The sequence below is a fragment of the Leadbetterella sp. DM7 genome, assembly GCF_040829825.2.
In the GTDB taxonomy this organism is placed as follows: Bacteria; Bacteroidota; Bacteroidia; order Cytophagales; family Spirosomataceae; genus Leadbetterella.
On sequence record NZ_JBFOLH020000004.1, the window covers coordinates 383,505 to 406,698 of the forward strand.

Below are 23,194 nucleotides of genomic sequence, written 5' to 3' on the forward strand. Positions count from 1 at the left end.
GAAACACCACATTAAATTTACCTTAAAATTTATTTAACGGTACCTTGTTAAGGCCGGTACGGGTTTTTATTTTCAAAAAAGAGGATTTGACAACATAAAAAATGACGTATCGTTATATATTTGTTAAACAGAACCAACAGGATCGGAATGAGGTCAGTGCTTACGCTTTTACTTTTGATTTTTTGTTTTTTTTCAGGCCCGGCAGGTGTTGCCCAGCTTAAGAGCTATAAGCGGGGCTTGTCGAGCTTTGAGAATGGCCATTACAATATAGCTATCCAGGAATTTTTGAAGGTAAAGGATATTGAACAGGCCTATGCGGGAGATCTGAACCGGAAGCTGGGGGATGCCTATCGCTTAAGTAACCGGTGGGCAGAGAGTATTCCTTACTACGAGAAAGCCATTGAAAACGGGGTGAAAGATTCGGATCTCCTGTTTTACCTCGGGTATGCCCTGAAGTCAAAAGGGGAGTATACGCGGGCAAAAGATTATTTTAAGCGTTTTGCCGACAGCAACCCGGCCGATAAGGTATTGGCTGAACGGGTGCTGCGGGAAATGAATTCGCTGCTATTGACCGAATCGATATTCCGGAAAAATTCGGAAAAGGAATTCCGGAACCTGGAGGCCGTGAATACACCCGGATCCGAATTTACAGGCGTGGTGCACAAAGGATACCTGGTTTTTGCCGCTTCGCGAAAAGAAAAGATATACGCCAACGACCTGCCTTACCTGGGCTTGTACAAGGCCAGGATCAGTGAAAACCTGAGTACGGTAGGAAAAACCGAGCTCTTCAGCGCGTCTGTTTTTGCCGATGACCGTAACGAAGGCTCACCCACCTTTACCCCCGACGGTAAAATCATGGTATTTGCCCGGGGAAATTCAGGTAAAAGAAAAGACCTTTCGCCCGATGTGGACCTGTACATGAGCCGCTATGTGGAAGGGGATGGCTGGACCAGCCCCGTGCGGGTTCCGGCGTCTGACTCGCTGGCCTTTGACGGTTCGCCCGCTTTCTCGGGAGACGGTAAAACGTTGTATTTCAGCTCTAACCGGGCAGGTGGAAACGGCGGGCTCGATATTTACCGGGTAAACATGGATGCCTCCGGAAGGTTCGGGAACGCCGTGAATATGGGAAAAGCCATCAATACCGCCGGTGATGAGGCTTTCCCGTTTGTATCGGCTGACGGCAAGCTGTATTTTGCTTCTGACGGGCACCCCGGCCTCGGGAAGCTCGACCTGTTTGTGGCCATACGCACCGGTGGTAAAATTACGGTGGAAAACCTGGGGCTGCCCTACAACAGCTCTATGGATGATTTCGGTTATACCGAAGACGAGTACGGGAATGAGTTCTTTACCTCTAACCGGTCGGGCGGGAAAGGCGATGACGATATTTACTATTACCTGGCGCCTGAAACACCTGTGGAAGTGGCAGAAACGCCTGTGCCGGAGCAAGATAAAAAAGTAGTGAATTACTTCCTGGCCGGTGAGGTGCTGTCGGAAGGCAAATTGCTGGATTCGGCCGTGGTGAATATCTATAAGATAGAAGGAGGAATAGAAACGCTCTTCGCGGAGAACCTCGTGACCCGTAACGGACAGTTCGGACCGGTGAAAATGGAGGAAGACGAAGACTATGTGCTGCTGACCGAAAAGCCCGGTTATCTCACCAAAAGAGAAGGGTTTACCATGTACGGCCGCTCCATACCCTCTGTTCTGCTGACCCGGCCGGTCACCGATACTACTTTCCACGTCCGCATACCGCTGGACGGCATATTTGTGGGCAAGACCTTCCGGCTGGAAAACATTTATTACGACCTGGATAAGGCCGATATCCGCCCGGATGCTGCCCTTGAGTTGGATAAGCTCGTGCAGATCCTGAAAGATAACCCGGGTATCCGGATTGAGCTGGGATCACACACCGACTCCCGCGCTTCTGATATTTATAACCTGCGGCTTTCACAGCGCAGAGCCGATGCCGCCATTAACTACATTGTAAACAAAGGCATCTCGCGTGAGCGGCTTGAAGCCCGGGGCTACGGGGAATCGGAGCTGCTGATTGAAAATGCCAAAACCGAAGCAGAACACCAGCAAAACCGCCGTACGGAATTTAAGGTGACCGGTATCGGGAAGGCAGAGGAGTAAAGGCTACTTCCGGCCTTTCAATCCACCCGGTAGCTGATAAAAGCTACTTTCCGGCTGTCGGGACTCCAGGAAGGTACATTGATGGTGCCCTGCCCTCCGAAAAACACGGGCGTGATATCCCGTATTTCGCGGGTTTCCAGGTTCATCAGCCGGAGCAGCACCTGTTTCCCGAATAAATGATTCTGTTTCTCATCTGTAGTGTAAGCCAGGTATACGATCCACCGGCCGTCAGGAGAGGGGTGGGGGAACCAGTTGGAATACGCGTCGGAAGTCAGCTGCTCGGGCTGGCTCCCGTCAGGGTGCATGCGCCAGATATGCATGTGGCCGGTCCGGTAAGAATTGAAATAAATGTATTTCCCGTCGGGTGAGTACTCCGGTCCGTCGTCCAGTCCTTCGGCATCGGTCAGCCGGGTTTCTTTGCCACCGCTGACAGGAATGCTGTAGATGTCAAAATTGCCGTTGCGTTCGGCACAATACACCAGTGTACGGCCATCCGGGCTCCAGCCGTGCCAGTAAGAGGGCACTTCCGGGGTTATTCTCCTCGGTGTTCCTCCTTTTGCAGGTACCACATATATGGCAGATTTGTACGATTTGGAAGACGTGTCGCTGACGTCATTATGGCTGATGGCCAGCCATTGTCCGTCGGCTGACAGGCCGTGGTCATTGTTATTCTTATCGGCAAAATCCGTATTTAACAGGCCCATTTGGCGGGTGGAAATGTCCAGGGTATGGAGCTTCCCGCCACTGTTCAGGATCAGGTATCCCTCCGGGTGCCAGTTGGGTGCCTCAAAGTGTTTTTTTACCCGGAGAAGGGTGTCTGTTTTTCCCGTAAAAATATCCACGGTATGCACAAAGCTGGTTATATCTCTGCTGCCCTGTGCCGGGCAATTGAAATACAGGCCCAGGGCCAGTAAGGAGATAAAAAGTTTCACAGGCTGAAAGATTGATACTTCGAAAATAATGCTTTCTTTTTGAATATCAGCACATATCGGTACAACTTTCCGCAAAAATCCTTACCGGGAAAAAGGATTATTCCCGTACCCGGCTCACTTTTTACCGAGTTTTCTGACCACCCAGGGGAGTGAAAGTCCCTGTCCAAGCAGGGAGAACAAGACCACAGCTATAGAAAGAAAAATAATTTCATTCCGCATAGGAAACGGCGATCCGTCGTTCAGGCTTACGGGAAGACCGATCGCGATAGCGAGGGAAACAATCCCCCGCATGCCTGACCATGTAATGATAAAGCTGGTGCGCGAATCGAATAAGGCATCTTTGCTGACGGGCCGTTTGCCGTCAAAGGCTTTCTGAAGATTGAACTGCTGCATGTATACCCTGATCATCCGGATCGCCAGCGCCACCAGGGCAATGATGCCTGCATAGCCCGCAAACGACCAGACCTCTTCGGGATTTATCTTTTTCATTACAATGGGAAACTGCAGCCCGATTAACAGGAAAATGAGCCCGTTCAGCAGGAAAATAATGACGTCCCAGAAGTGTTTGGACTGGTTCCTGACTTTTTCCGGGAATTTATGGCGGCTCAGCCTCGACATATTCAGGCCCAGGATAACCACGGCGATCACACCCGATACCTGGAAATGTTCGGCGAGAAGATAGGTGACAAACGGCATCAGCAGCGTCAGGCTGATGATCACCATGTCATTGGTGCGGAAAAAGCGCAGTACCCAAGCCTGCAGGATGCCCGTGACCATGCCGACCAGGAAGCCGCCGCCCAGCACCAGCAGGAACTGGAACGAAGCTTTCCACCAGACAAAAGCAATGCCGGTAACGGCGGCGGTGGCAAAGCGGTAGGCAATCAGCGCCGATGCATCATTTACCAGGCTTTCCCCTTCCAGGATGGTCACCGTTTTATGAGGCAGGCCCAGTCCTTTGGTAATGCCGATGGCCGCCACGGCATCTGTAGCCGAAAGGATGGCTCCGAGCACAAAGGCCAGGGGCCAGGTCATGCCGGGGATCAGGTAACGGGCCACGGCCGCAATGCCTACCGTGGTAATGAATACCAGCCCTATGGCCAGGGTGCTGATGGTATTGATATTGGTCTGGAAATCGCGGAACGAGATATTGAATGCCGCATCATACAGCAAAGGCGGCAGGAAAAGAAGCATCACAATTTCAGGATTCAGCTCAATGTCGGGCAGGATTGGCAGGAAGCCGATCCCGATACCTACCAACAGCAATAATACCGGCGCCGACAGCTTTATTTTATCGGCCATACCCGATGCCCCGATCATCAGGGACATGATAAGCAATACAATAGTATAATTTTCCATTCTGCGGCCAAAAATACGTGAAATAAACGGAAACGGATTAATATTCCATGATATCTTTATACAAGACATCCAGGCGTTTACGCAGGTGTTTTACAGCGTAATGCTTGCGGGATAAGAGCGTATTTACGGGTATGTTTATGGTTTCGGCTACCTCTTTTACCGATAGGCCTTCCAGTTCGGTAAGCTCGAAAGCCTCCCGTTGCTCCGGGGGTAATTCGGTGAGGGCGGCCTCTATTTCTTTCCAGATCAGGGAGCGCATGTATTCTGTTTCGGGTGTAAGGTCATCGCTGCCGAACAGGATCTCCGAAAACTCTTCGGAGAGATCTCCATCCGGGGTATACCGGGAGACCGGCAGGGGTTGTTTTTTCCTGCCGGTATTGATGATGGTATTGCGGGCTACACGGTACAGCCAGGCCGTGACCTGTTCAATCGGGCGGATATTGTTTTCAACGGTTTTGGCCAGCTGATAAAAAACCTCCTGTAAAATATCTTCTGCGTCTTCCCGGTTAGCAACCCTTTTGCCAATAAATGACTTTAGGCGGGGTTGATGTTCTTTTACAAGCTGTTCAACATGGTTTTGCTCATCTTTCGCCATCGCCGTGCTCTGCCTGACCGGGGTACCCAGCTCCGAACGGGTAGCCAAAATTCCGCCTTTTGGTAATAAATTCCCTGCGTTGTTCAGGAGTCATTTTCATCCATTTTTCTCGGATATGATTTTCTCTTCCGTGCATCATCATTCCGTTCCATCCGAAACGCCCGAAAAGAATGCGGCACAGAGCAAGCAGCCCTGCTGCCTGCCAGAAGGTAATGGCCGTCAGTCCGAAAATAGCCGGCATCAGGTGATTCCATAATATCATAGTAACGGCACTTATCACAGCCAGCGCTGCTATGCCCGTTAAAACCAGTTTTGCACCTCTTTGTCTCATTGTTGTAATTAGATAGGGAAAAGATGCCTGGTCCTTTTCAGGCATCTTTCCCGGTTGATTAATGGTCATGTCCCCAGAAACCGGACATCCGGTTTTCAAAGGCTTTTTTACGTTCATCTACGAATGCCTGCTTCTCCTCTGCCGACATTTTTGTCCATTTTTCGCAGAGCTCGTCCAACTTCTCTACCGAAAAACGGTCTTCTCCTGCTTTTCCGAATCGCTCATTGGCAAATTCAAGTTTTTCACTATCGGTCATTTTCGACCATTCTTCCCGGAATTGCTTTCCTCCATCCTTACCAAAAGGATTTCTTCCGAAGAAACCCATTCCAAAACCTCTTGTTGTCATCATCTGCTTAAATTTTTATTTCGTTATACTGACTTTTTAAGCGCGCTTATTACTACAGACAACTGAGGTGAAAAAATATTTTATAAAATTTGATTTATTTTCCAGAAGAGGTAATTCCGCCGGGAGTAATTTAAAGATAAGCTTGTATTACATGGGGTTGGGAGGATAGCACACAGGTTTATGCCGGTAGCGAATTTACCCCTTGCCCGAATGTCAGAAGATTGCTGTCGGGATCCAGGATGGAGAACTCTTTTTGTCCCCACGGCTTGATTTGCAGCGGGCCGTTGGGGTGAATAGGTGTATTGTTGTCGAGGAACGATTGATACAATTGGTCAATGCTGTGGGTGCGGATATAGACCTGACCGTAATTTTCTTTCGGATCCAGTGTTTTGAATTCAAAAAAATGGATTTCCACGTTATCCCGGGCCACTATTAAATAATTGCCGAAATCACCCAGTTCTTTAAATCCCAGCTGATCGAGGTAAAAGGCTTTGGTAGCGGCTTTGTTCCGCATGGGTAATTTCGGATGAACGGCGGCCAGCATAATTCTTGTGTTTAAGGTAAATAATTTTGCCCGGGTACTTTGTGTACAGAGGTCCGGAGTTTTGCCTTGCTACAGGCGGTATACCTGCCGGGCATTTTCGCCGAAAATACCGGCCTTCTCCGTCTCTGAAAGCCCGGAAAAATAGCTTTCCAGGATGTCAAGCTGCTCTTCGTAGGTAGCCGCCACGAGGCATACGGGCCAGTCGGAACCGTAGAGCAGGCGGTCGGCACCAAAAGCATTCAGCACCATATCAAGGTAAATGTAAAAATCTTCTTTTTTCCAGTGGTGGTAATCGGCTTCGGTAACGAGCCCTGATACTTTGCAGAATACATTGGGATGGGCGGCCAGCTCCCGGATGTAATTGGCCCACTGGGTCACCTTGCCTTCGCGGATCAGGGGTTTCGCCATGTGATCCAGCACAAAGCGGGTATCGGGGCAGGAGCGGGCAATAAAAACAGCATCTTTGAGCTGCGGGGGGTAGATCAGGATATCATAGGTAAAATCGTACCGCGACAGCTTCTTGACGGCTTCCACAAACTGCGGGTTTTTCATGAAGCCTGCCGGCTCGCCCTGTACAATGTGACGGAACCCCTTCACTTTCTCCATGCCCGCATATTTCTCCAGGTTTTCCTCCAGCCTGTCTGAAAAAAGATCCGTCCATCCTACCACTCCCCTGATGAAAGGATTTTGCAAGGCCACCTCATGAAAATGGAGGGTCTCCTGCTCGGTCTGGTTGACCTGCACAAATACACAGCCGTCAAACGCATAATAATCCAGCACAGGCTTCAGGTCTTCCGGCTGAAAGCTCTTGCGGATAGCCGCCATATCATCGGTAAGCCAGGCAAATGTTTCAGGATCGTAGGTCCAGAAGTGCTGATGAGCGTCAATTTTCATAAGTTTTAACCGATTTAAGAAAAATTTCCCTTAGAATTTAAAATTTCCCCTTCAGAAACCTCGCCGTATGGTTGTCTTCCAGCCGGATCATCTCTTCCGGCGTACCTTCAAAACAGAGGTATCCGCCGTTCTCGCCGCCTTCCGGGCCCAGGTCAATGATCCAGTCGGCTGACTTGATGACCTCCATGTTGTGCTCAATCACAATCACTGTGTCGCCCTGGTCCACCAGGGCATTCATGGCTTTCAGGAGCTTCCGGATGTCGTTAAAATGCAGGCCGGTGGTGGGTTCGTCAAAAATAAACAGGGTTTTGCCTTTTTCCGAATTTCCTTTACCCAGGAAATAGGCCAGCTTTACCCGCTGGGCTTCTCCTCCCGACAGGGTGTTCGATGCCTGGCCGAGGCCGATATAGCCCAGCCCCACCTCCTGCAACGGCAGAATTTTTTCGGCCAGCTTGGGTTGTGAATCTTTGAAGAATTCCATGGCTTCGTCTACCGTCATGGCCAGGATATCCGCAATATTCTTATCGTGATACGTTACTTCCAGGATTTCCTGCTTGAAGCGCTTACCGCCGCAGCTCTCGCAGGTGAGCTTCACATCGGCCATGAACTGCATTTCTATGGTCTGGTAGCCTTCTCCCTGGCAGGCCTCGCAGCGGCCGCCGTCTACGTTAAACGAAAAATGAGCCGGTTTGTAGTCGCGCTGCTTTGCCAGGGGCTGCTCGGCCATGAGCGCCCGGATGGTGTCGTAGGCCTTGATATACGTAACCGGGTTGGAGCGACTCGATTTGCCGATCGGGTCCTGGTCTACCATTTCCACCTGTGCAATACGGCTGAGACTGCCTGTGAGCTCATCGTATTTGCCGGGATCTTCGCCCGAACGCGGCTCGCCCACCAGGCGGTCGAGCACCGGGTACAGTATTTTCCGGATCAGCGTAGATTTCCCTGAGCCGCTGACGCCGGTAACCACGGTAAATATGCCTAACGGGATCTTGACGTCGAGGTTCTTAAGGTTATTTTCGCGGGCGCCGCTCAGCAAAAGGAAATCCAGGAACTTCCGTCGGTTTTTGGGTATTTCTATGGTTTCCTGTCCGTTCAGGAAGTCGAGCGTGTGCGAACGACCGCCGCTCTGACCGTTCCATTTGCCCTGGAACACCAGCTCGCCGCCGTATACGCCGGCCTCCGGACCGATATCAATGATGTCGTCGGAGGCTTTCATGACTTCTTCTTCGTGCTCTACCACAATCACGGTGTTGCCCAGGTCACGAAGCGACTTCAGCACGGAAACCAGCCGCTCGGTGTCGCGCGGGTGCAGCCCGATACTGGGTTCGTCCAGGATATACATAGAGCCAACCAGCGCGCTGCCCAGCGACGTGGCCAGCCGGATCCGCTGGCTTTCACCCCCTGAAAGGGTGCGCGAAAGCCGGTTCAGCGTAAGGTAACCCAGGCCTACCCGCTGCATGAAATCGAGCCGGTTATTGACCTCGATCAGGATACGTTTGGCTACTTTGGTCTTGTACTCGTCGAGGGCGAGGCTCCTGAAAAAACCAGCCACCTGGTCAATGGGCATCAGCACCAGGTCTACAATAGATTTCCCGCCTACCTTCACGTAGGAGGCATCTTTCCGCAAGCGGGTTCCCCGGCAGTCGGGACAGACCGTACGGCCGCGGTAGCGCGACAGCATCACCCGGTACTGGATCTTATACGATTGCTCTTCCAGGTGCTTAAAGAAATCGGTCAGCCCGGTAAAATATTCGTTACCGTCCCACAGCAGCTGGTAATGCCCGGGATCCAGGTCTTTAATGGCCCGGTGAATAGGAAAATCAAACCGGATGCCGTTGCGCAGCAGCGGCGTCAGGAATTCACTCATTTTTTCACTCCTCCAGGGAGCAATGGCTCCTTCAAAAACCGAAAGCTTTTTATCGGGAAAAACCAGGTCGGGATCCAGGCCCAGCACGCTGCCGAAGCCTTCACAGCGGCGGCAGGCCCCGTACGGGTTATTGAAAGTAAAAAGATTGATGCTGGGCTCTTCAAAAAGAATGCCGCCGCGTTCAAACTTATCCGAAAAAAGACGTACGATATCGCCCTCCTCGGCCCTGACCACCACTTCACAAATGCCGTTTCCTTCAAAAAAAGCGGTCTGAATTGAATCGGAAAGGCGGAACTGGGTATCTTCATCGGGCTGCCCGGTGGCGTCGTATTGAATCACGGCCCGGTCTACCAGGATTTTTACGTCTTCAACCCTCACGTCAAAGCTCAGCACATCTTCAATCAGCACGGTTTCGTCTTTCACCTGTATGCGGTTGAAGCCCTTTTTCAGGAGCAGGTCGAGCTCCTGGGCTATAGTGCGGTCTTCTTTGGGCTGCAGGGGGCTCAGGATCATCACGCGGGTGCCTTCCGGGTAGGTAAACAGGTAATTGACCACGTCAGTTACCGTATCTTTGCTGACCTGTTTGCCGCTGACCGGTGAGTAGGTGTCACCTATCCGGGCAAAAAGCAGCTTCATGTAGTCGTAGATTTCGGTAGATGTGCCAACAGTAGACCGGCTGTTGCGGGTGCTGACCTTCTGGTCAATGGCTATGGCCGGTGAAATTCCCCTGATATAATCTACTTCCGGCTTTTCCATACGGCCCAGGAACTGGCGGGCATACGAGCTCAGGCTTTCCACGTACATTCGCTGACCTTCTGCGTAAAGCGTATCAAATGCCAGGGAAGACTTCCCGCTTCCGGACAGGCCCGTGACTACCGTCAGGGTATTCCTTTTAATGGCTACATTTACGTTTTTGAGGTTATTAACCCGGGCACCTTTGATGATGATATATTCTTTAGGATCCAGGTGGTCGACGTCAGGAACAGAGCTCGTGTTTTTCATTGTACAAAAATACAATGTTTTTACTAAAATCAGCAGGTTTATAGTAACCTTCCCATGGGCTTTATCGTGTTTTTTGCCGGGGAATGCTTCAGGATACTGCACAAAGGCTTATTTTTGCGGCGCCGGGCACGAAGTACCCGGAATCAATCACCCGGAACTGATTTATCCGGAACTCATTTATCTTATGAAACAAGCAGTAATATTTGACATGGACGGGGTAATTGCCCATACCAACCCATACCACTCCCTGGCTTTCCGTGCATTTTTTGAGAAAAGAGACCTGTATCCTACCGATGCCGAATTTGCCGAGCACATGTTCGGGAAAAGCAACAGCTATATCTTAAAGCATTTCCTGGGACGGCCCGTAACGGGAGATGAGTTTGCGTCCATGGAAGAAGAGAAAGAAGGGCTTTTCCGCGAAATTTATGCCCCGCATGTAAAAGACATCGAAGGTTTTTCGGCCTTCCTGACCGCCCTGAAGCAGGCCGGTTTTCAAACGGGAGTGGCCACTTCTGCCCCGCGGGCCAACCTTGACCTGATCATGGGCCGGCTGGGCTTTGAAAAGCAGATGGAGTCGGTTATGGCCAGTGAAAACGTCACCCGGCATAAGCCTGACCCCGAAGTATACCTGAAATCTGCCGCTAACCTGGGCGTAGCCCCTGTGCACTGCGTGGTATTTGAAGATTCTTTCTCCGGGATCACCGCAGCACGAAATGCCGGCATGAAGGTGGTGGGCGTGTTAAGCTCGCACACCCGCGAAGAGCTACCACCCTGCAATGCCTACATTCACGATTATACGGCCATCCAACCGGAAGACATCCGGCAAATCCTGAATACATGAACCTCTACCTTTTACCCATGCTCCTGGCAGAGAACAGCCATCAGCAGGCCCTCACGCCCCACAGTGTGGAAACGATCAAAAAGCTGAAGGTGTTCTTCGTGGAAAACGCCAGAACCACCCGCCGCTTTATCTCCTCGCTGAAGCAGGGCATTGTTATTGATGAGCTGCGGTTTATAGAGGTCAATAAAGATACTCCCTTTGAGAAGATCTTCGAGGCCGTATCGGATCTGAAAGAAGACGCCGGCATTATTTCTGAAGCCGGGTGCGCCGGCGTGGCCGATCCGGGTGCGCTGGTGGTAGAGGCCGGCCACCAGCTGGGCTTTACGGTGCACCCGCTGGTGGGACCGAACTCTATCTTACTGGCCCTGATGGGCTCAGGCATGAACGGGCAGTCGTTTGCGTTTCACGGTTACCTGCCCATTAAAGAAGACGAACGGGCGGCAAAGCTCAGGGCACTGGAAAAAGACGCCGTACAACGCAACCAGACCCAGATTTTCATGGAAACGCCGTACCGGAACAACGCCCTGCTGCAAACCCTGCTGAAGACACTCGGCCCGCACACCCGCCTCTGCATAGCCGCCGACCTGACGGCAGAAACCGAATACATTCTCACCCGGAGCATAGCCGGCTGGAAAAAGCATTCCCTGCCCGATCTGCACAAAAGACCCGCGATTTTCCTGATAAATTAAAATCCGTTTCCAACTTTTTTCGTTAAAAGAGAGTCTTTCTGTATAAAGAGGGATGAACAATCTCCTGCACCTGAATTTTATAAAAATGAAAAAAATAATAGGACTTTTGCTGGTGATACTGGTTTCTGCCTGTGACAGCTTTGAGCACAAGAGCGAATACGATAAAAGCTTCCAGAAATGGAAGAGCTTTAAAACCGCCAGTAATAATTCCTATCGTTATATCCTGACCGGAAGCACCTGGACGGGCGTATCGTGGGAAACGGAGCTCATCGTGGAAAAGGGGGAAATAACCGGGCGGAAGTTCAGGTATACAAATTTTGAAGGGGTCAGAAGGCCGGCCACCGGCTGGGATACGAACAGTGCAAAAGAAGCCCTGAAGGTGCTGGGAATGAGCGAAGAAGAATTTACACAACGTTCAGGCGCTGACTTCCTGGCGTATTGCGAATGGGAGGAGAAAGGCGTGGAACTGGGTACCCACACCGGTACCGCCGCCAGCGAACCCATCACCCTGGATGTGATTTACCAGCGCGCCAAAAACGAATGGCTGCAGGAAAGAAAAAATGTAACCACTTATTTTGAGGCGAAAAACGAAGGCCTCATCTCCTCGGCAGGATTTGTGGAAGACAATTGTGCCGACGACTGCTTCAGGGGCGTCAATATCCGCCTGATCGAAAAATTATAAGCATCAACAGAATCCGGCAACGTTACCGATACCGGCACAGGGTTTGAAACGGCCTGTTTCTTGAACTTTTTTGGTGAAACGTTGGATATGCCATATAAAAAATGGCAGACATTCGGTTCATGCCTTAAAATTGATTTCTGTTTTGGATAAATCTCGCTATTTTTGCTGCGGAAAAATAAAGACATAGAATGAAAAAAATAGCGGTTTACACTTCTGGTGGAGACGCTCCGGGTATGAATGCCTGTATCAGGGCCGTAGTAAGGGGAGCCATTTATCACGGGCTGAAAGTTTACGGTATCCGGCGGGGATATAACGGAATGATATCCGGTGATATCTTTGAGATGACGTCAAGTTCGGTAAGTAATATTGTACAAAGAGGAGGAACTATATTGAAATCGGCCAGGAGCAAAGAGTTTCTGACACCGGAAGGCCGGAAAAAAGCCTACGACAACCTGGTAAAGCTGGAGATCGACGGCCTGGTGGCCATTGGCGGTAACGGTACGTTTACCGGTGCTGAGGTATTTTACAACGAATACCAGCTGCCTACCGTAGGCTGCCCGGGAACCATCGATAACGACCTGTACGGAACCGATTATACCATCGGTTTTGACTCGGCGGTAAACACTTCGCTGGAGGCTATCGATAAGATCCGCGATACGGCCGATTCGCATGACCGCGTCTTTTTTATCGAAGTGATGGGGCGCGACTCGGGGTACATTGCGGTGCAATCGGGTATAGGCGGCGGCGCGGAGATCGTTATGGTGCCCGAAACCCATACCCCGCTGAAAAAAGTGGTATCTTCTCTTAAAGACGGGTGGAGACGGTCTAAATCTTCTTCCATTGTAGTGGTGGCAGAAGGAGACGAAGAAGGCCATGCCACTGAAATTGCGGAGAAGATCAAAGCGCAGGTAGGCGATAAGCTGGATATCCGGGTAACTACCCTGGGCCACGTGCAGCGGGGAGGCTCACCTACTGCCTATGACCGTATCCTGGCTTCGCGCATGGGCCTGGCAGCGGTAGAAGGCCTAATGAGCGGACAAAAGAACGTAATGGCGGGTATTATCAATAATGAAGTGGTTTATACGCCTTTCATTGACACCATCAAGAAAGCCAAACCTATCCATGACGACCTGTTGCGGATGGTGCATATTTTGAGCATATAATAAACAATTGACAACTGTCCATGGGCAACTAATATCATGTATATGAAAAGAATCTGTTTTCTGGCATTGCTTCTTACCGGTATTTTGCCGCTTCAGGCTCAGCAAAAGCTGACCGTGAAAATGCAGGTGCCTGATACCGTCAGATACGTGCAGCTGGCGCATTATTTCGGGTACAAGCAGTTTCAGAAAGTAGACTCGGCCAAAGTGGACCAAAACGGCCTCCTGAAATTTACGAGCGGGCCGGAAGGCTGGAAAGGAGGCGTTTACCTGGTAGTTATCTCTCCTTCTAAATTTTATGACCTGGTGATTTCAGGCAGGGAGAACGATATCTACATGGAGCTGGACACCTCGGATTACGTGGGAACGGTAAAATTCAGGAACTCGCCGGAGAACGATCTGCTTTTCGGGTACCGGAAATTCCTGAACCAGAAAATGAAGACGGGGGAAAAGCTGCAGGCGCAGCTTAAAACAGAACGCGACCCGGCACGGGTAGCAGCCCTGCGGAAAGAAATGGATGCCCTCCAGAAAGAGGTCAACCACGAGCTGAAGAAACGGGCGGATGCGCACCCGGAGCTCTTCGCTGCCCGCATTATGACTGCCAACCTGGAACCCGAGCTACCCGAGAAGGCGCCTTTGCTGGCCAATGGACAGCCTGACTCCACCTTCTTTTACCGGGAATACAAGAAACATTATTTTGACCACCTGGATTTTTCAGACGAAAGAATGATCCGGACGCCTTTCCTGGAAAGCAGGGTAGAGCGTTATTTCAAAAACCTGGTGTACCAGCGGGCCGATACGCTGAAAAAGGAAACCTCTTATGTGCTGGGGCTGGCCCGGAAAAATAAAGACGTTTACCGGTATGTGCTGTGGTACCTCACCAACCAGTACGAAAATACGGATGTGGTGGGCCTGGATGGTGTGGTGGTGCATTTGTATGAAAATTATTACCTGAAAGATGCCGACTGGCTGGACAGCACCAGCCGGGCCCGGTTTGCTGAGCGCCTGAGCGTGATGAAACCCCTGGAAACCGGGAAGATCATGCCGGCCCTGGTCCTGAAAGATACCCTGGGCAAAACCCATGACCTCTACGACGTAAAAGCCAGGTATACCCTGGTATACTTCTATAGCCCAACTTGCGGGCATTGCAAAGATCACGCTCCTGAGCTGGTAAAATACTTTGATGAAAACCGCAGCAAAGGCATTGCGTTGTGGAATGTTTCAGCCGATGTGGAACGGGATGCTGACGAAATGAAGAAGTTTATCCGGACCTACGATATGGGGCGCATGACCAACCTGCATGACCCCGACAGGAAATACGATTTCTTCTACCGGTACGACGTATATTCTACACCTACTTTGTATATCCTCGACGAGCAGAAACGCATCATTGCCCGCCGGATACCCATTGAAGAGATCAACGGTTTCCTGGCCCATTACGAGAAAAACGTAGCGGGCAAATAAAGCCGTTTTACCGCAGTTCTTCCAGGAAATAGGTAATGGCCAGCTTGTAACCGGTAAGTCCCAGTCCGAAAATGGCTCCGCGTACCTTCGGGCTGATGTACGAATGCTTCCGGAACTCCTCACGGGCGTGGATATTGGAAATATGCACTTCCACGGCCGGTGTGGTCACACCGCCCAGCGCATCGGCCAGGGCCACCGACGTATGGGTAAGGCCACCGGCATTGATGATAATGCCGTCATAAGAAAACCCCGTTTCATGAATTTTATCAATGATAGCGCCTTCGTGGTTCGACTGGAAATATTCCAGGGTCACGTCAGGGAAGCCGGCCTTTAAAACTTCAAAATAATCTTCAAAGCTCCGGCGGCCGTAGATTTCGGGTTCCCGCTTGCCCAGCAGGTTCAGGTTGGGGCCGTTGATGATAATTATCTTCACAGATCTGTTGGTTTTTGAATGTCAAATGTACGGAATAAAATTCCAGAATCGCCTGGTATTGAGATAGGCCGGGTTTTGCTCGTTGGCGTAGGCCTCGCGTTCAAAGCCAATGGCATAGTAGGCTTTGGCAGCGTCTTTACAGCGTATCCATTTCAGGGCCCATTCCAGTACATACCAGATATAAAAGGGCAGGATCAGCATTTCGAGCTGCTGCCGCAGATGAATGCGTTCGTGAAAAAGTAACCTGGGCGAAGGGTTTTTGCTCCTGACCAGCACAAAGGGCCACAGGGCTATGCCTTCGATGGTTTTGAAATTAACGCCCCGGATAACGATCATTTGCATAAAATTTAGCTATCAGCTATCAGCTTTTAGCCTTCAGCTCTTGGCTGATAGCTCATTCATCTTTATAAATCCCGATATACATCTTTCCTTCCGTATCAATAGAGGCCCGGTACATTCCTTCCGAATTGAACGGCATGGCAATATGCCCGTTTTTATCTACGGCGATCACGCCGCCTTCACCGCCCCGTTTTACCAGCTTTTGCATGACCACCTCGTTCGCTGCGCTTTTCAGGGGCAGGCCTTTGTATTCCATCAATGCGGAAATGTCGTAAGCCACTACCGAACGGATAAAGTATTCCCCGTGCCCGGTGGCAGATACGGCGCAGGTGGCATTATTGGCATAGGTGCCGGCTCCAATAATGGGTGCATCACCCACCCGGTTCCATCGTTTGTTGGTCATGCCGCCGGTAGAGGTGGCCGCCGCCAGGTTTCCCTGCTTATCCAGCGCCACAGCGCCCACTGTTCCGAATTTCTTTCCTTCATCAAAGATCAGGTAGCCGGTTTTCGGAGATGTTTTTCTGACCGTATCGGCGTGATCCAATTCGGTTTTTTCAGCTTTGAGCGCGCGTTGAAGTCCTTCCCAGCGTTTCTCGGTATAGAAGTAGGAGGGATCTACAATGGCTTCGCCCTGGCTGGCGGCAAATTCTTCTGCTCCTTTGCCGGTCAGCATCACGTGCTCTGAATTCTCCATGACCTTCCTCGCCGTTCTTATAGGATTCCGGATCGTAGAAACGCCGGCTATAGCCCCGGCGGCCAGGTTGGCTCCGTTCATGATGGCGGCATCCATCTCGTTTTTGCCTTCGTGGGTAAAAACGGCTCCTTTGCCGGCGTTAAACAGGGGGTTGTTTTCCATTTCCATTACCGCTGCTTCTACGGCATCCAGGCTGCTTCCGCCGTTTTTCAATACGGCATAGCCTTTCTGCAGGGCGGTAAACAGGCCTTCACGGTAGGCTTTTTCCATTTCGGCGCTCATATTTTTGCGGGTAATGGTACCGGCTCCGCCGTGAATGACAATGGCGGTTTTTCCTTGAGCGCAGAGCCCCTGCACCAAACCCGTTAACATCATCAAAACAAATATTTTTTTCATACCCATAATTAATTCAACATACACAACCTCCCATTAAAAACCCTTCATTAACCATTAACCATTAACCATTCCCTCTCTTCCCCTCCTCCTCTTTTCCCTCCTGGATTTTCTCATCCACTACCTGCAGGTCTTCCGCATCGGCCTCTTCTTTCAGCTCTTCCTGGGAGTCATTGTGAAGGTCAATCACAAAACTAAATAAAACTGGCAAATGATCGGACTCTACATCCGGTAAAGTTTTAAGTTCTTTCACAAAAATGTTGGCCGAATGATACACCTGGTCAATCGGGAACCGCAGCAGTCGGTAGCGGGCGTGGAAAGTAGATATGAATCCCCGGCCTATGCGCGGGTCAATGAGCTCAGAGGTCTTGACAAACAGCCGGGAGGCTTCCGCCCAGGCCACACAGTTAAAGTCGCCGATGGCCACGGTAGGCATGTCCTTGTTTTTCCGGATGGCCTTGGCTACGGACAGCATGTCACCGTCACGCTCCTTAGAGGTTTCCTCTTCTGTAGGGCTGGGTGGCGGCGGATGCAGGGCGAAGATCTTGAAAATAAAGCCGTCAGGGCAGATGACTTCGGTTTCAATGCTGGGCAGGTCATCGGCCACATAAAAATGCGTGGCCGTTTTTTGCAGCTTCAGCCGCGAAAACAGGTGCATCCCGTAAGTATTGTCCAGCGGGACCTTCACTGAATATGGGTAGTCTTTGTCCAGGTCACTGAGCGCCTTGTCCCACTTGCTATCACTTTCCATGGTCAGAACCAGGTCAGGTTTCAGCCCGCGAACCAGCTCCAGGAATTTTCCGTAATTCCGGTTATCCTGGTACACGTTCAGCGAAATTATGCTGAGGGGCCGGGAAGCCTGCCGGGTAAGAGGGCGGGTGGAGGTCCGGAACAGGGGCGTATACGGGTAGAGGGTGATTCCGTTAAAAAGAGCTGTGGCCAGGAGGGCCATTGATGTCCAGAGGGTCTCAGGAAGCAAAAAAGGCGAAACCAGCAGCAGGATAACCTGCATAATGAAGAGCTGTATTTTTCCGAAGTCAGGAACCCTGAAAACCCAGTGCGGGTTTTTTACCAGCGGAAGAAGGGGCATGATGATCAGTACCCAGGCCAGGAGGTGATAGGCCAGAATCATAGTGCGTGCCGGTTAAAATAAGGTGATATTTTAGTATTCAGCCGGTTTCGTTACGCCGGGAAACGGCTTATTGGGCTTAAGGTAAGAAAATATATGGATAACCAGTGCGTTTTGCCGATGTTTCATTGCGGTTGGCTTAGTTGATGACGGCATTTATCTTTTCCCAAAAATCCGCATCAAAGCCCGAAACCGCGAAGTCGGGGCTGTCCGGGTTAGAGGAGCTGCCCATTCGTACCACCACCATATTCCTGCCGGGTATCACATAAATCCGCTGATCGCGTGCGCCCATGGCTGCGTACATATCTGCCGGTGCATTGGGAATTAAAAAGCCGGTAAAGACCGTTTGGGAATTGGGTACCATAAATTTGGTTTTTCCGTTGAGCCACCACAGGTAACCGTATGCGGGATTCAGGTCTTGCGAGGTACGGGTGCTTTCGGTGAAATACGCCTCATTGATGACCGACTGGTCTCCCCATTTTCCTTTGTTTAGAGCCCAAAGCCCAAACCGCGCCATGCTCCTGGTGCTGCTGTGGTAGATGGTAAAGATGGGCCCAAAACTCCAATACCCGTCCATCCCGATCTTGTTTTTTAACTTCTCATTGAAATAGGTCTCAAAGCCGGTATCCGCAGCTTTGGCGACGACATCTGTCAGTTTCTGGAAAACATTGCTGTACGCCCACCGGGTGCCTGCATCCGCCACGTAGGTGAGGTTAGACCGGATCATTAATTGCTTTGTATCATCAATACCCGAGGTCATGGTCAGCAAATGCCTTACGGTGATCCGGTTTTCTTTTTCCAGTGGCATACTGGTCCACCCCATTCCCAGGTAATCCGATGCTTTGTTATCCGGGTTCAGTAAATTTTCCTGCCCGGCAATACCCGTAATAGCGGACACCAGGGTTTTCCCAGCGCTGTTCCATTCCCATTCCGTGGTGGCGGTGTGCCCGTTAAAATACTCTTCCATCACAATTCTCCCGTTCACCAGGATCATAAATGATTTTGTGTTGGTCTGGGTAAGAAACGTCTTTAAACCGGGAATAGCGCCGGTGTTCCAGCCCAGTTCCGTGGGGGAGGTGGTTTCCCATGCTGCATCGGAACGGGGCGGAAAATACAGGGAGGTGCCGGACGGAGACGGATCAGTCTGGCTGCAGCCTGTCAGCGACCACAGGACAAATAACCATAGGCTCATGTTTTTCATGCTTTGCCCGGATTCAAAAGTGATTTTGTTTATGGTAAACGTAATTACTTCACGTTTATGCGTTTTTTCTCTCCCTGGCATAGAGCTTCAGATCTATACAGCAAAGCCAAAACAAAAAGGCGACAAAACTGATTTTCTGGATGACCGGCAAAAAAATGATGAGCCCCCGGCTGTAATAAACATAGTTATTCAGCGCCACAAGGAGGATATTCAAAAGGCCAAAGGCAAGAAGGCCGTACCACCTAACTTTGTAAAGCCCGATAAACGTTCCCACAGTGGCAATAAGCCCGAAGAGTGATGCAAGATTGGTGATTAAGTCATGATTAAAAGTTGTAAATAAAAAGCAGGCAATTATCATGGAAATTGTCCCTGAAACCCGGATGATAAGTTTAAGTTTTTTGCTGCGAGTAATGTATTTTGTGAATAAAAACCAAAAAGACAGGAGGGTCAGACAAAGCACAAACATCCCGGTTATAGCCACCGGTTTTGCAGGATTGGGTTGCCCGTTTATGGCGTTTTCATTCAGTAAATTACACCAATAATTATTTGCCCAACTGAAACCCACAGCGCCTTTATCCACCTGTGACCCTCCCGGGTACAGCTGCGCAGCCATAACGTAAAGCCCTATAAAAATAAGTGTCCCGAATATTGGAGTCAATATCCGGGCACTTTTTGTTTTGTCTGTTTGCGGTGTCAACTGGTTATTTGATATCTTGTTTGTCAAAAATAGGATGGGAGGGGGCTATTTTTTTTTATACTGTGTTTTATAATATTATCAACGGAGTTTTTATCCATTTTAGAAAATGCAAACCACTTTTTTCCGAGGTCTTTCAGCGAAGCACCAAGATGATATACTTCTTTGCTGTCTATAATCAGAAATCGGTCATGGCTTTGTGTAAATGGTTCTACAACAAAATCTCCGTATTGTTCATTGGCTTTTTTTATGTCTAACTGCAATTGCTTGCTAATATTTTTGGTTAATATTAATGCGTTTACGCCTTTTTTCTTTTTGGTTAAATGGGTAAGTGTTGCTTCATCAATATAATTATCTATTAACACAATACTTTGCTTGGCGGAACGAATAATTTTAGAAGCAAATTCGTAAGCATCGAATACCTGTCCATCAAAAAATATGCCTTGTGTAGGAATTAAATGAGAATTGATTTGTAATTCAATTTCACTTATTTTATTACTTAGGCCGTCAACTTTATCTTCTATTCGGTTAATACGATTATTGATAGCATAGCCTTTTAATAGATATTCCTTTAATACACGATTTGCCCATATTCTGAATTGAGTTCCACGTCTTGAGTTTACTCTATACCCAACTGATAAAATTGCATCAAGATTAAAATGTTCAACATGGTAGGTTTTATTGTCAGAAGCAGTTGTTGCAAAAAATGCAACAACTGAGACTCTATCTAGCTCCTTATCCAGGAATATTTTTTTTTAAGTGTCTTGAAATTACAGACTTGTCTCTTTCGAAAAGGTTTGCTATTTGATTGAGCGATAACCAAAAAGTTTCCTTTTCTTCATCAATTTTTACCTCTATATGTTCCGGTAATTCATCTGACTGATATAAAATGATTTCATTCTTCATATTTATTTGTGCTTCATTACTGCAAAAATACTTTTGTTTTTGAGAAAACCATTCAGTATTCTGTTGGTTCCGGTAAATATCAAAAAAACCGGTAATAATATCTTGGACAGGATAGATAAAGTTATGATATAAAAAAGGGTTGCCGAAAAATACCGGCAACCCCTCTCTTGAAATAAATACCTCTTAAAGAATACGCAGGCCCAGGGTAAGCTGCCAGCCATCCATTTTCTGGTTGAATTTTTCATCCTGGAAATGCTTGCTGGAAATGCTGCCCAGGCTGCCTTCTTTCCTCAGGTCAATATCCAGCTTGCCGAACGAAAGCCCGGCGCCCAGCTGGTACCCGAAAGTCGCATTTTTAAAGGCATCGTCTTCGGTAACGGTGGTGGTCACGTTTTTCAGGAAGGTATGTTCTTCCTTCAGCTTCAGCGTAGCTACCGGCCCTGCATTTACCCGCAGGAAATCGAGCAGCTTGAAGCCCACCAGCACCGGGATATCCACATTTTTTATTTTAATATCGTATACAGTAGATCCGCTGGCATCGGTAAGAGAGCCGTTTCTCTCGGTATAGAGAAGCTCGGGCTGCAGGTAAATTCCTTCTCCGATACGTGCAAACACACCGGCTGAAAATCCGGTTTTGGTATCCAGGCTTTCTTTGTAATTGTTACTCAGTGAGCCGGCATCCGTATGAATCTTGTTCAGGTTGATTCCTCCTTTTATCCCGAAGCCGAACTGGGCTGAGGCAGCGTGGGTGAAGAATACAGTGGCTAATACTAAAATGAGTTTTTTCATAATCTCTTTTGTTTGGTTGTTTAAGTTATGAAGTCGAGTTTAGAACGTATATTGCGGTTTAATATTTTACGGAATGGCAAAAGTTAAAACCTCTTATTTCTGCCAGAAATGCGGTTATAATTCCCCTAAATGGCTGGGCAGGTGCCCTTCCTGCGGCGAATGGAACACCCTGGTGGAAGAAGTGATCTCGTCAGGAGAGCCGGAAAAGGGGAAATGGAGGAATACGGGGTCAGCCGGGGCCAAACCACGCCTGCTTTCGCAGATCAGCCGGGCTGAAAAATACCGCATTATTACAGAAGATGAAGAATTTAACCGGGTGCTGGGCGGCGGACTGGTGCCGGGCTCGCTCACGCTCATCGGCGGAGAGCCGGGTATCGGTAAGTCTACGCTGATGCTCCAGCTGGCGCTGAGCCTGACAGACTATAATGTACTCTATATTTCGGGGGAAGAGAGTGAGCAGCAGATCAAAATGCGGGCTGAGCGCTTACCCGTTCACAGCGAACGCTGCTATGTGCTCACCGAAACGTCTACCGACCTGATTTTTAAGCATATTGAGCTTATTGAGCCTGATGTGGTGGTGATTGACTCCATCCAGACCCTGGTTTCACCGCTGCTTGACAGCGGCGCAGGCAGTGTGTCGCAGGTCAAAGAATGCACCGCCGAGATCATGCGTTTTGCCAAAGAATCGGATGTGCCGGTGGTGCTGATCGGGCACATTACCAAAGAGGGATCGCTGGCCGGGCCCAAGGTGCTGGAGCACATGGTAGATACCGTTCTGCAATTTGAGGGCGACCGCTTCATGACCTACCGGATCCTCCGTACCATCAAGAACCGTTTCGGAAATGCTTCTGAGCTGGGTATCTACGAAATGCTGTCTAACGGTCTCCGGCAGGTCAGCAACCCTTCGGAGATCCTGATATCGGAAAAGACCGAAAACCTCAGCGGGGTGGCCATCGCTGCCATGATCGAGGGCAACCGGCCGCTACAGATCGAGATCCAATCGCTGGTGAGCACCGCCAATTATGGCACTCCGCAGCGAAGCAGCAACGGCTTTGACCTGAGGAGGCTGCAGATGCTGCTGGCCGTGCTGGAAAAACGGGGCGGTTTCCGGCTGGGTACGCAGGATGTCTTTCTCAACGTGGCGGGCGGGCTCAAGGTAGATGACCCGGCCATTGACCTGGCCGTATGCTGCAGTCTTGTTTCTTCGTACGAAGATGCGGTTATCCCGCATTCGGTCTGCTTCAGCGCTGAAGTGGGCCTGGGCGGAGAAGTGCGCCCGGTGAGCCGTATTGAGGCCCGCATTTCAGAAGCGGCCAAGCTGGGTTTTGAAAAAATATACGTGTCGCGGAACAACCTGAAAGGCATTAATACAGATCATTTTAATATTGCTATCCGGGGTGTAGGGAAACTGGAGGAGGTATTTGCGGAGCTGTTTTAAGGGATAGCAGAAAAAGTTATTTTCTGAAAATTATGATAGTGAAGCGGACTGTAATGGGTTGTCATTTTTGATTGTTTCTCTTTGCCTCATTGATTAGCTTATCAAAATCACTTTCATAGGTTTTGTCTTGTATGACCCTGAATTTATCGTATTCACCTTCGGCTTTGAGCTTGGCTTCGAGCATGGTTAACTTTCCTTTGTCGGTCAAAATCGGGTAGGGCCATTCAGAAAAAGCCCAACTTGTTCATTAAGAACTTGTTGGGCTTTTGATTATCTTTGTATATCACCCCGAATAATACGGTTGGAGCCAAAAATCGGGGTAACGAAACGCAAAAGATATGC

At 49.6% G+C, this 23,194-nt stretch carries 24 protein-coding genes and 1 pseudogene; 7 read left to right on the forward strand and 18 right to left on the reverse strand.

All coding sequences use genetic code 11. From position 1 onward, the window contains the following. Positions 1-147: 147 nt before the first annotated feature. Entirely contained in the window at positions 148-2,133 is a 1,986-nt protein-coding gene (locus AB2U10_RS07215) for a CHU_0125 family OmpA-like outer membrane integrity protein (RefSeq protein WP_367913677.1), read from the forward strand. 17 nt (positions 2,134-2,150) lie between these two features. On the opposite strand, the gene AB2U10_RS07220 is transcribed toward AB2U10_RS07215, so the two are convergent. The 8 genes from AB2U10_RS07220 to uvrA form a co-directional block, all read right to left on the reverse strand. Continuing rightward, positions 2,151-3,065: a TolB family protein gene (locus AB2U10_RS07220; protein ID WP_367913678.1), complete on the reverse strand. Its 915-nt coding sequence runs from the start codon at positions 3,063-3,065 to the stop codon at positions 2,151-2,153. A gap of 114 nt (positions 3,066-3,179) precedes the next feature. Beyond that, entirely contained in the window at positions 3,180-4,421 is a 1,242-nt protein-coding gene (locus AB2U10_RS07225; protein WP_367913679.1) for a Na+/H+ antiporter, read from the reverse strand. Between the two features lie 37 nt (positions 4,422-4,458). Continuing rightward, positions 4,459-5,064, reverse strand: coding sequence for an RNA polymerase sigma factor (locus tag AB2U10_RS07230; RefSeq protein ID WP_367913680.1), 606 nt, complete (start codon positions 5,062-5,064; stop codon positions 4,459-4,461). Beyond that, entirely contained in the window at positions 5,003-5,347 is a 345-nt protein-coding gene (locus AB2U10_RS07235; RefSeq protein WP_367913681.1) for a hypothetical protein, read from the reverse strand. Before AB2U10_RS07235 ends, AB2U10_RS07230 begins: the two co-directional genes overlap by 62 nt. Before the next feature lie 58 nt (positions 5,348-5,405). Continuing rightward, entirely contained in the window at positions 5,406-5,696 is a 291-nt protein-coding gene (locus AB2U10_RS07240) for a hypothetical protein (protein ID WP_367913682.1), read from the reverse strand. Positions 5,697-5,871: 175 nt separating this feature from the next. After that, on the reverse strand, positions 5,872-6,237 hold the full coding sequence (locus AB2U10_RS07245) for a bleomycin resistance protein (protein WP_367913683.1): 366 nt from the start codon (positions 6,235-6,237) through the stop codon (positions 5,872-5,874). 69 nt (positions 6,238-6,306) lie between these two features. Continuing rightward, the gene (locus AB2U10_RS07250; RefSeq protein WP_367913684.1) at positions 6,307-7,131 is read right to left on the reverse strand and encodes an amidohydrolase family protein; all 825 of its coding nucleotides are present in this window, start codon (positions 7,129-7,131) and stop codon (positions 6,307-6,309) included. Positions 7,132-7,168: 37 nt separating this feature from the next. Beyond that, the gene (uvrA, locus tag AB2U10_RS07255) at positions 7,169-10,000 is read right to left on the reverse strand and encodes an excinuclease ABC subunit UvrA (RefSeq protein WP_367913685.1); all 2,832 of its coding nucleotides are present in this window, start codon (positions 9,998-10,000) and stop codon (positions 7,169-7,171) included. Between the two features lie 184 nt (positions 10,001-10,184). Here uvrA and AB2U10_RS07260 point away from each other — a divergent pair, with 184 nt between their 5' ends. From AB2U10_RS07260 to AB2U10_RS07280, 5 genes are all read left to right on the forward strand, one after another. Further along, complete coding sequence (locus tag AB2U10_RS07260; RefSeq protein ID WP_367913686.1) at positions 10,185-10,841, forward strand: HAD family hydrolase; 657 nt, start codon at positions 10,185-10,187, stop codon at positions 10,839-10,841. Then, positions 10,838-11,530 (forward strand): SAM-dependent methyltransferase, encoded by a 693-nt coding sequence (locus AB2U10_RS07265; protein ID WP_367913687.1) that lies wholly within the window; start codon positions 10,838-10,840, stop codon positions 11,528-11,530. The genes AB2U10_RS07260 and AB2U10_RS07265 overlap by 4 nt, the downstream gene beginning before the upstream one ends. Positions 11,531-11,615: 85 nt before the next feature. After that, positions 11,616-12,212, forward strand: coding sequence for a hypothetical protein (locus tag AB2U10_RS07270; RefSeq protein WP_367913688.1), 597 nt, complete (start codon positions 11,616-11,618; stop codon positions 12,210-12,212). Between the two features lie 188 nt (positions 12,213-12,400). Continuing rightward, positions 12,401-13,375 (forward strand): 6-phosphofructokinase, encoded by a 975-nt coding sequence (gene pfkA, locus AB2U10_RS07275; protein WP_367913689.1) that lies wholly within the window; start codon positions 12,401-12,403, stop codon positions 13,373-13,375. A 42-nt stretch (positions 13,376-13,417) separates the two neighbouring features. Then, positions 13,418-14,836 (forward strand): redoxin domain-containing protein, encoded by a 1,419-nt coding sequence (locus AB2U10_RS07280; protein WP_367913690.1) that lies wholly within the window; start codon positions 13,418-13,420, stop codon positions 14,834-14,836. Between the two features lie 7 nt (positions 14,837-14,843). Here the strand turns inward: AB2U10_RS07280 and aroQ are convergent, their stop codons facing one another. The 10 genes and pseudogenes from aroQ to AB2U10_RS07330 all read right to left on the reverse strand — a co-directional run bounded on the left by aroQ (position 14,844) and on the right by AB2U10_RS07330 (position 21,414). Further along, positions 14,844-15,269, reverse strand: a complete 426-nt coding sequence (gene aroQ / locus AB2U10_RS07285; protein WP_367913691.1) for a type II 3-dehydroquinate dehydratase — start codon at positions 15,267-15,269, stop codon at positions 14,844-14,846. A gap of 21 nt (positions 15,270-15,290) precedes the next feature. Next, positions 15,291-15,605 (reverse strand): hypothetical protein, encoded by a 315-nt coding sequence (locus AB2U10_RS07290; RefSeq protein WP_493820348.1) that lies wholly within the window; start codon positions 15,603-15,605, stop codon positions 15,291-15,293. Positions 15,606-15,663: 58 nt separating this feature from the next. Continuing rightward, positions 15,664-16,674, reverse strand: coding sequence for an isoaspartyl peptidase/L-asparaginase family protein (locus AB2U10_RS07295; RefSeq protein ID WP_493820352.1), 1,011 nt, complete (start codon positions 16,672-16,674; stop codon positions 15,664-15,666). Positions 16,675-16,759: 85 nt separating this feature from the next. Next, a complete protein-coding gene (locus AB2U10_RS07300; protein WP_367913694.1) occupies positions 16,760-17,827 on the reverse strand; it encodes an endonuclease/exonuclease/phosphatase family protein in 1,068 nt (355 codons plus the stop codon). Between the two features lie 136 nt (positions 17,828-17,963). Then, complete coding sequence (locus AB2U10_RS07305; RefSeq protein WP_367913695.1) at positions 17,964-19,016, reverse strand: serine hydrolase domain-containing protein; 1,053 nt, start codon at positions 19,014-19,016, stop codon at positions 17,964-17,966. 64 nt (positions 19,017-19,080) lie between these two features. Continuing rightward, positions 19,081-19,638, reverse strand: a complete 558-nt coding sequence (locus AB2U10_RS07310; protein WP_367913696.1) for a hypothetical protein — start codon at positions 19,636-19,638, stop codon at positions 19,081-19,083. 107 nt (positions 19,639-19,745) lie between these two features. After that, positions 19,746-20,084 carry a hypothetical protein gene (locus tag AB2U10_RS07315; RefSeq protein WP_367913697.1) on the reverse strand — a complete coding sequence of 113 codons (339 nt, stop codon included), beginning with the start codon at positions 20,082-20,084 and terminating at the stop codon, positions 19,746-19,748. Between the two features lie 174 nt (positions 20,085-20,258). Next, a pseudogene (rhuM, locus tag AB2U10_RS07320) lies at positions 20,259-20,468 on the reverse strand (RhuM family protein); the annotation flags it as partial. After that, positions 20,455-20,625, reverse strand: a complete 171-nt coding sequence (locus tag AB2U10_RS07325; RefSeq protein WP_367913698.1) for a virulence RhuM family protein — start codon at positions 20,623-20,625, stop codon at positions 20,455-20,457. The gene AB2U10_RS07325 and the pseudogene rhuM, both read right to left, overlap by 14 nt. Before the next feature lie 183 nt (positions 20,626-20,808). Next, positions 20,809-21,414 carry a porin family protein gene (locus AB2U10_RS07330; protein WP_367913699.1) on the reverse strand — a complete coding sequence of 202 codons (606 nt, stop codon included), beginning with the start codon at positions 21,412-21,414 and terminating at the stop codon, positions 20,809-20,811. Between the two features lie 73 nt (positions 21,415-21,487). Here AB2U10_RS07330 and radA point away from each other — a divergent pair, with 73 nt between their 5' ends. Beyond that, complete coding sequence (gene radA, locus AB2U10_RS07335) at positions 21,488-22,852, forward strand: DNA repair protein RadA (RefSeq protein WP_367913700.1); 1,365 nt, start codon at positions 21,488-21,490, stop codon at positions 22,850-22,852. Positions 22,853-23,194: the final 342 nt, after the last annotated feature.

Excerpts from the sequence above, each read along its gene's own strand:
- AB2U10_RS07250 (WP_367913684.1), bottom strand. The coding sequence starts at position 7,131 with ATGAAAATTGACGCTCATCAGCACTTCTGGACCTACGATCCTGAAACA.
- AB2U10_RS07290 (WP_493820348.1), bottom strand. The coding sequence starts at position 15,605 with ATGATCGTTATCCGGGGCGTTAATTTCAAAACCATCGAAGGCATAGCC.
- radA (WP_367913700.1), top strand. The coding sequence starts at position 21,488 with ATGGCAAAAGTTAAAACCTCTTATTTCTGCCAGAAATGCGGTTATAAT.
- pfkA (WP_367913689.1), top strand. The coding sequence starts at position 12,401 with ATGAAAAAAATAGCGGTTTACACTTCTGGTGGAGACGCTCCGGGTATG.
- AB2U10_RS07280 (WP_367913690.1), top strand. The coding sequence starts at position 13,418 with ATGAAAAGAATCTGTTTTCTGGCATTGCTTCTTACCGGTATTTTGCCG.
- AB2U10_RS07330 (WP_367913699.1), bottom strand. The coding sequence starts at position 21,414 with ATGAAAAAACTCATTTTAGTATTAGCCACTGTATTCTTCACCCACGCT.
- AB2U10_RS07295 (WP_493820352.1), bottom strand. The coding sequence starts at position 16,674 with ATGTTAACGGGTTTGGTGCAGGGGCTCTGCGCTCAAGGAAAAACCGCC.
- AB2U10_RS07270 (WP_367913688.1), top strand. The coding sequence starts at position 11,616 with ATGAAAAAAATAATAGGACTTTTGCTGGTGATACTGGTTTCTGCCTGT.
- AB2U10_RS07240 (WP_367913682.1), bottom strand. The coding sequence starts at position 5,696 with ATGATGACAACAAGAGGTTTTGGAATGGGTTTCTTCGGAAGAAATCCT.
- AB2U10_RS07305 (WP_367913695.1), bottom strand. The coding sequence starts at position 19,016 with ATGAGCCTATGGTTATTTGTCCTGTGGTCGCTGACAGGCTGCAGCCAG.
- AB2U10_RS07235 (WP_367913681.1), bottom strand. The coding sequence starts at position 5,347 with ATGAGACAAAGAGGTGCAAAACTGGTTTTAACGGGCATAGCAGCGCTG.
- AB2U10_RS07245 (WP_367913683.1), bottom strand. The coding sequence starts at position 6,237 with ATGCTGGCCGCCGTTCATCCGAAATTACCCATGCGGAACAAAGCCGCT.
- AB2U10_RS07310 (WP_367913696.1), bottom strand. The coding sequence starts at position 19,638 with ATGGCTGCGCAGCTGTACCCGGGAGGGTCACAGGTGGATAAAGGCGCT.
- AB2U10_RS07265 (WP_367913687.1), top strand. The coding sequence starts at position 10,838 with ATGAACCTCTACCTTTTACCCATGCTCCTGGCAGAGAACAGCCATCAG.
- uvrA (WP_367913685.1), bottom strand. The coding sequence starts at position 10,000 with ATGAAAAACACGAGCTCTGTTCCTGACGTCGACCACCTGGATCCTAAA.
- AB2U10_RS07225 (WP_367913679.1), bottom strand. The coding sequence starts at position 4,421 with ATGGAAAATTATACTATTGTATTGCTTATCATGTCCCTGATGATCGGG.
- AB2U10_RS07300 (WP_367913694.1), bottom strand. The coding sequence starts at position 17,827 with ATGATTCTGGCCTATCACCTCCTGGCCTGGGTACTGATCATCATGCCC.
- AB2U10_RS07260 (WP_367913686.1), top strand. The coding sequence starts at position 10,185 with ATGAAACAAGCAGTAATATTTGACATGGACGGGGTAATTGCCCATACC.
- AB2U10_RS07325 (WP_367913698.1), bottom strand. The coding sequence starts at position 20,625 with ATGAAGAATGAAATCATTTTATATCAGTCAGATGAATTACCGGAACAT.
- AB2U10_RS07215 (WP_367913677.1), top strand. The coding sequence starts at position 148 with ATGAGGTCAGTGCTTACGCTTTTACTTTTGATTTTTTGTTTTTTTTCA.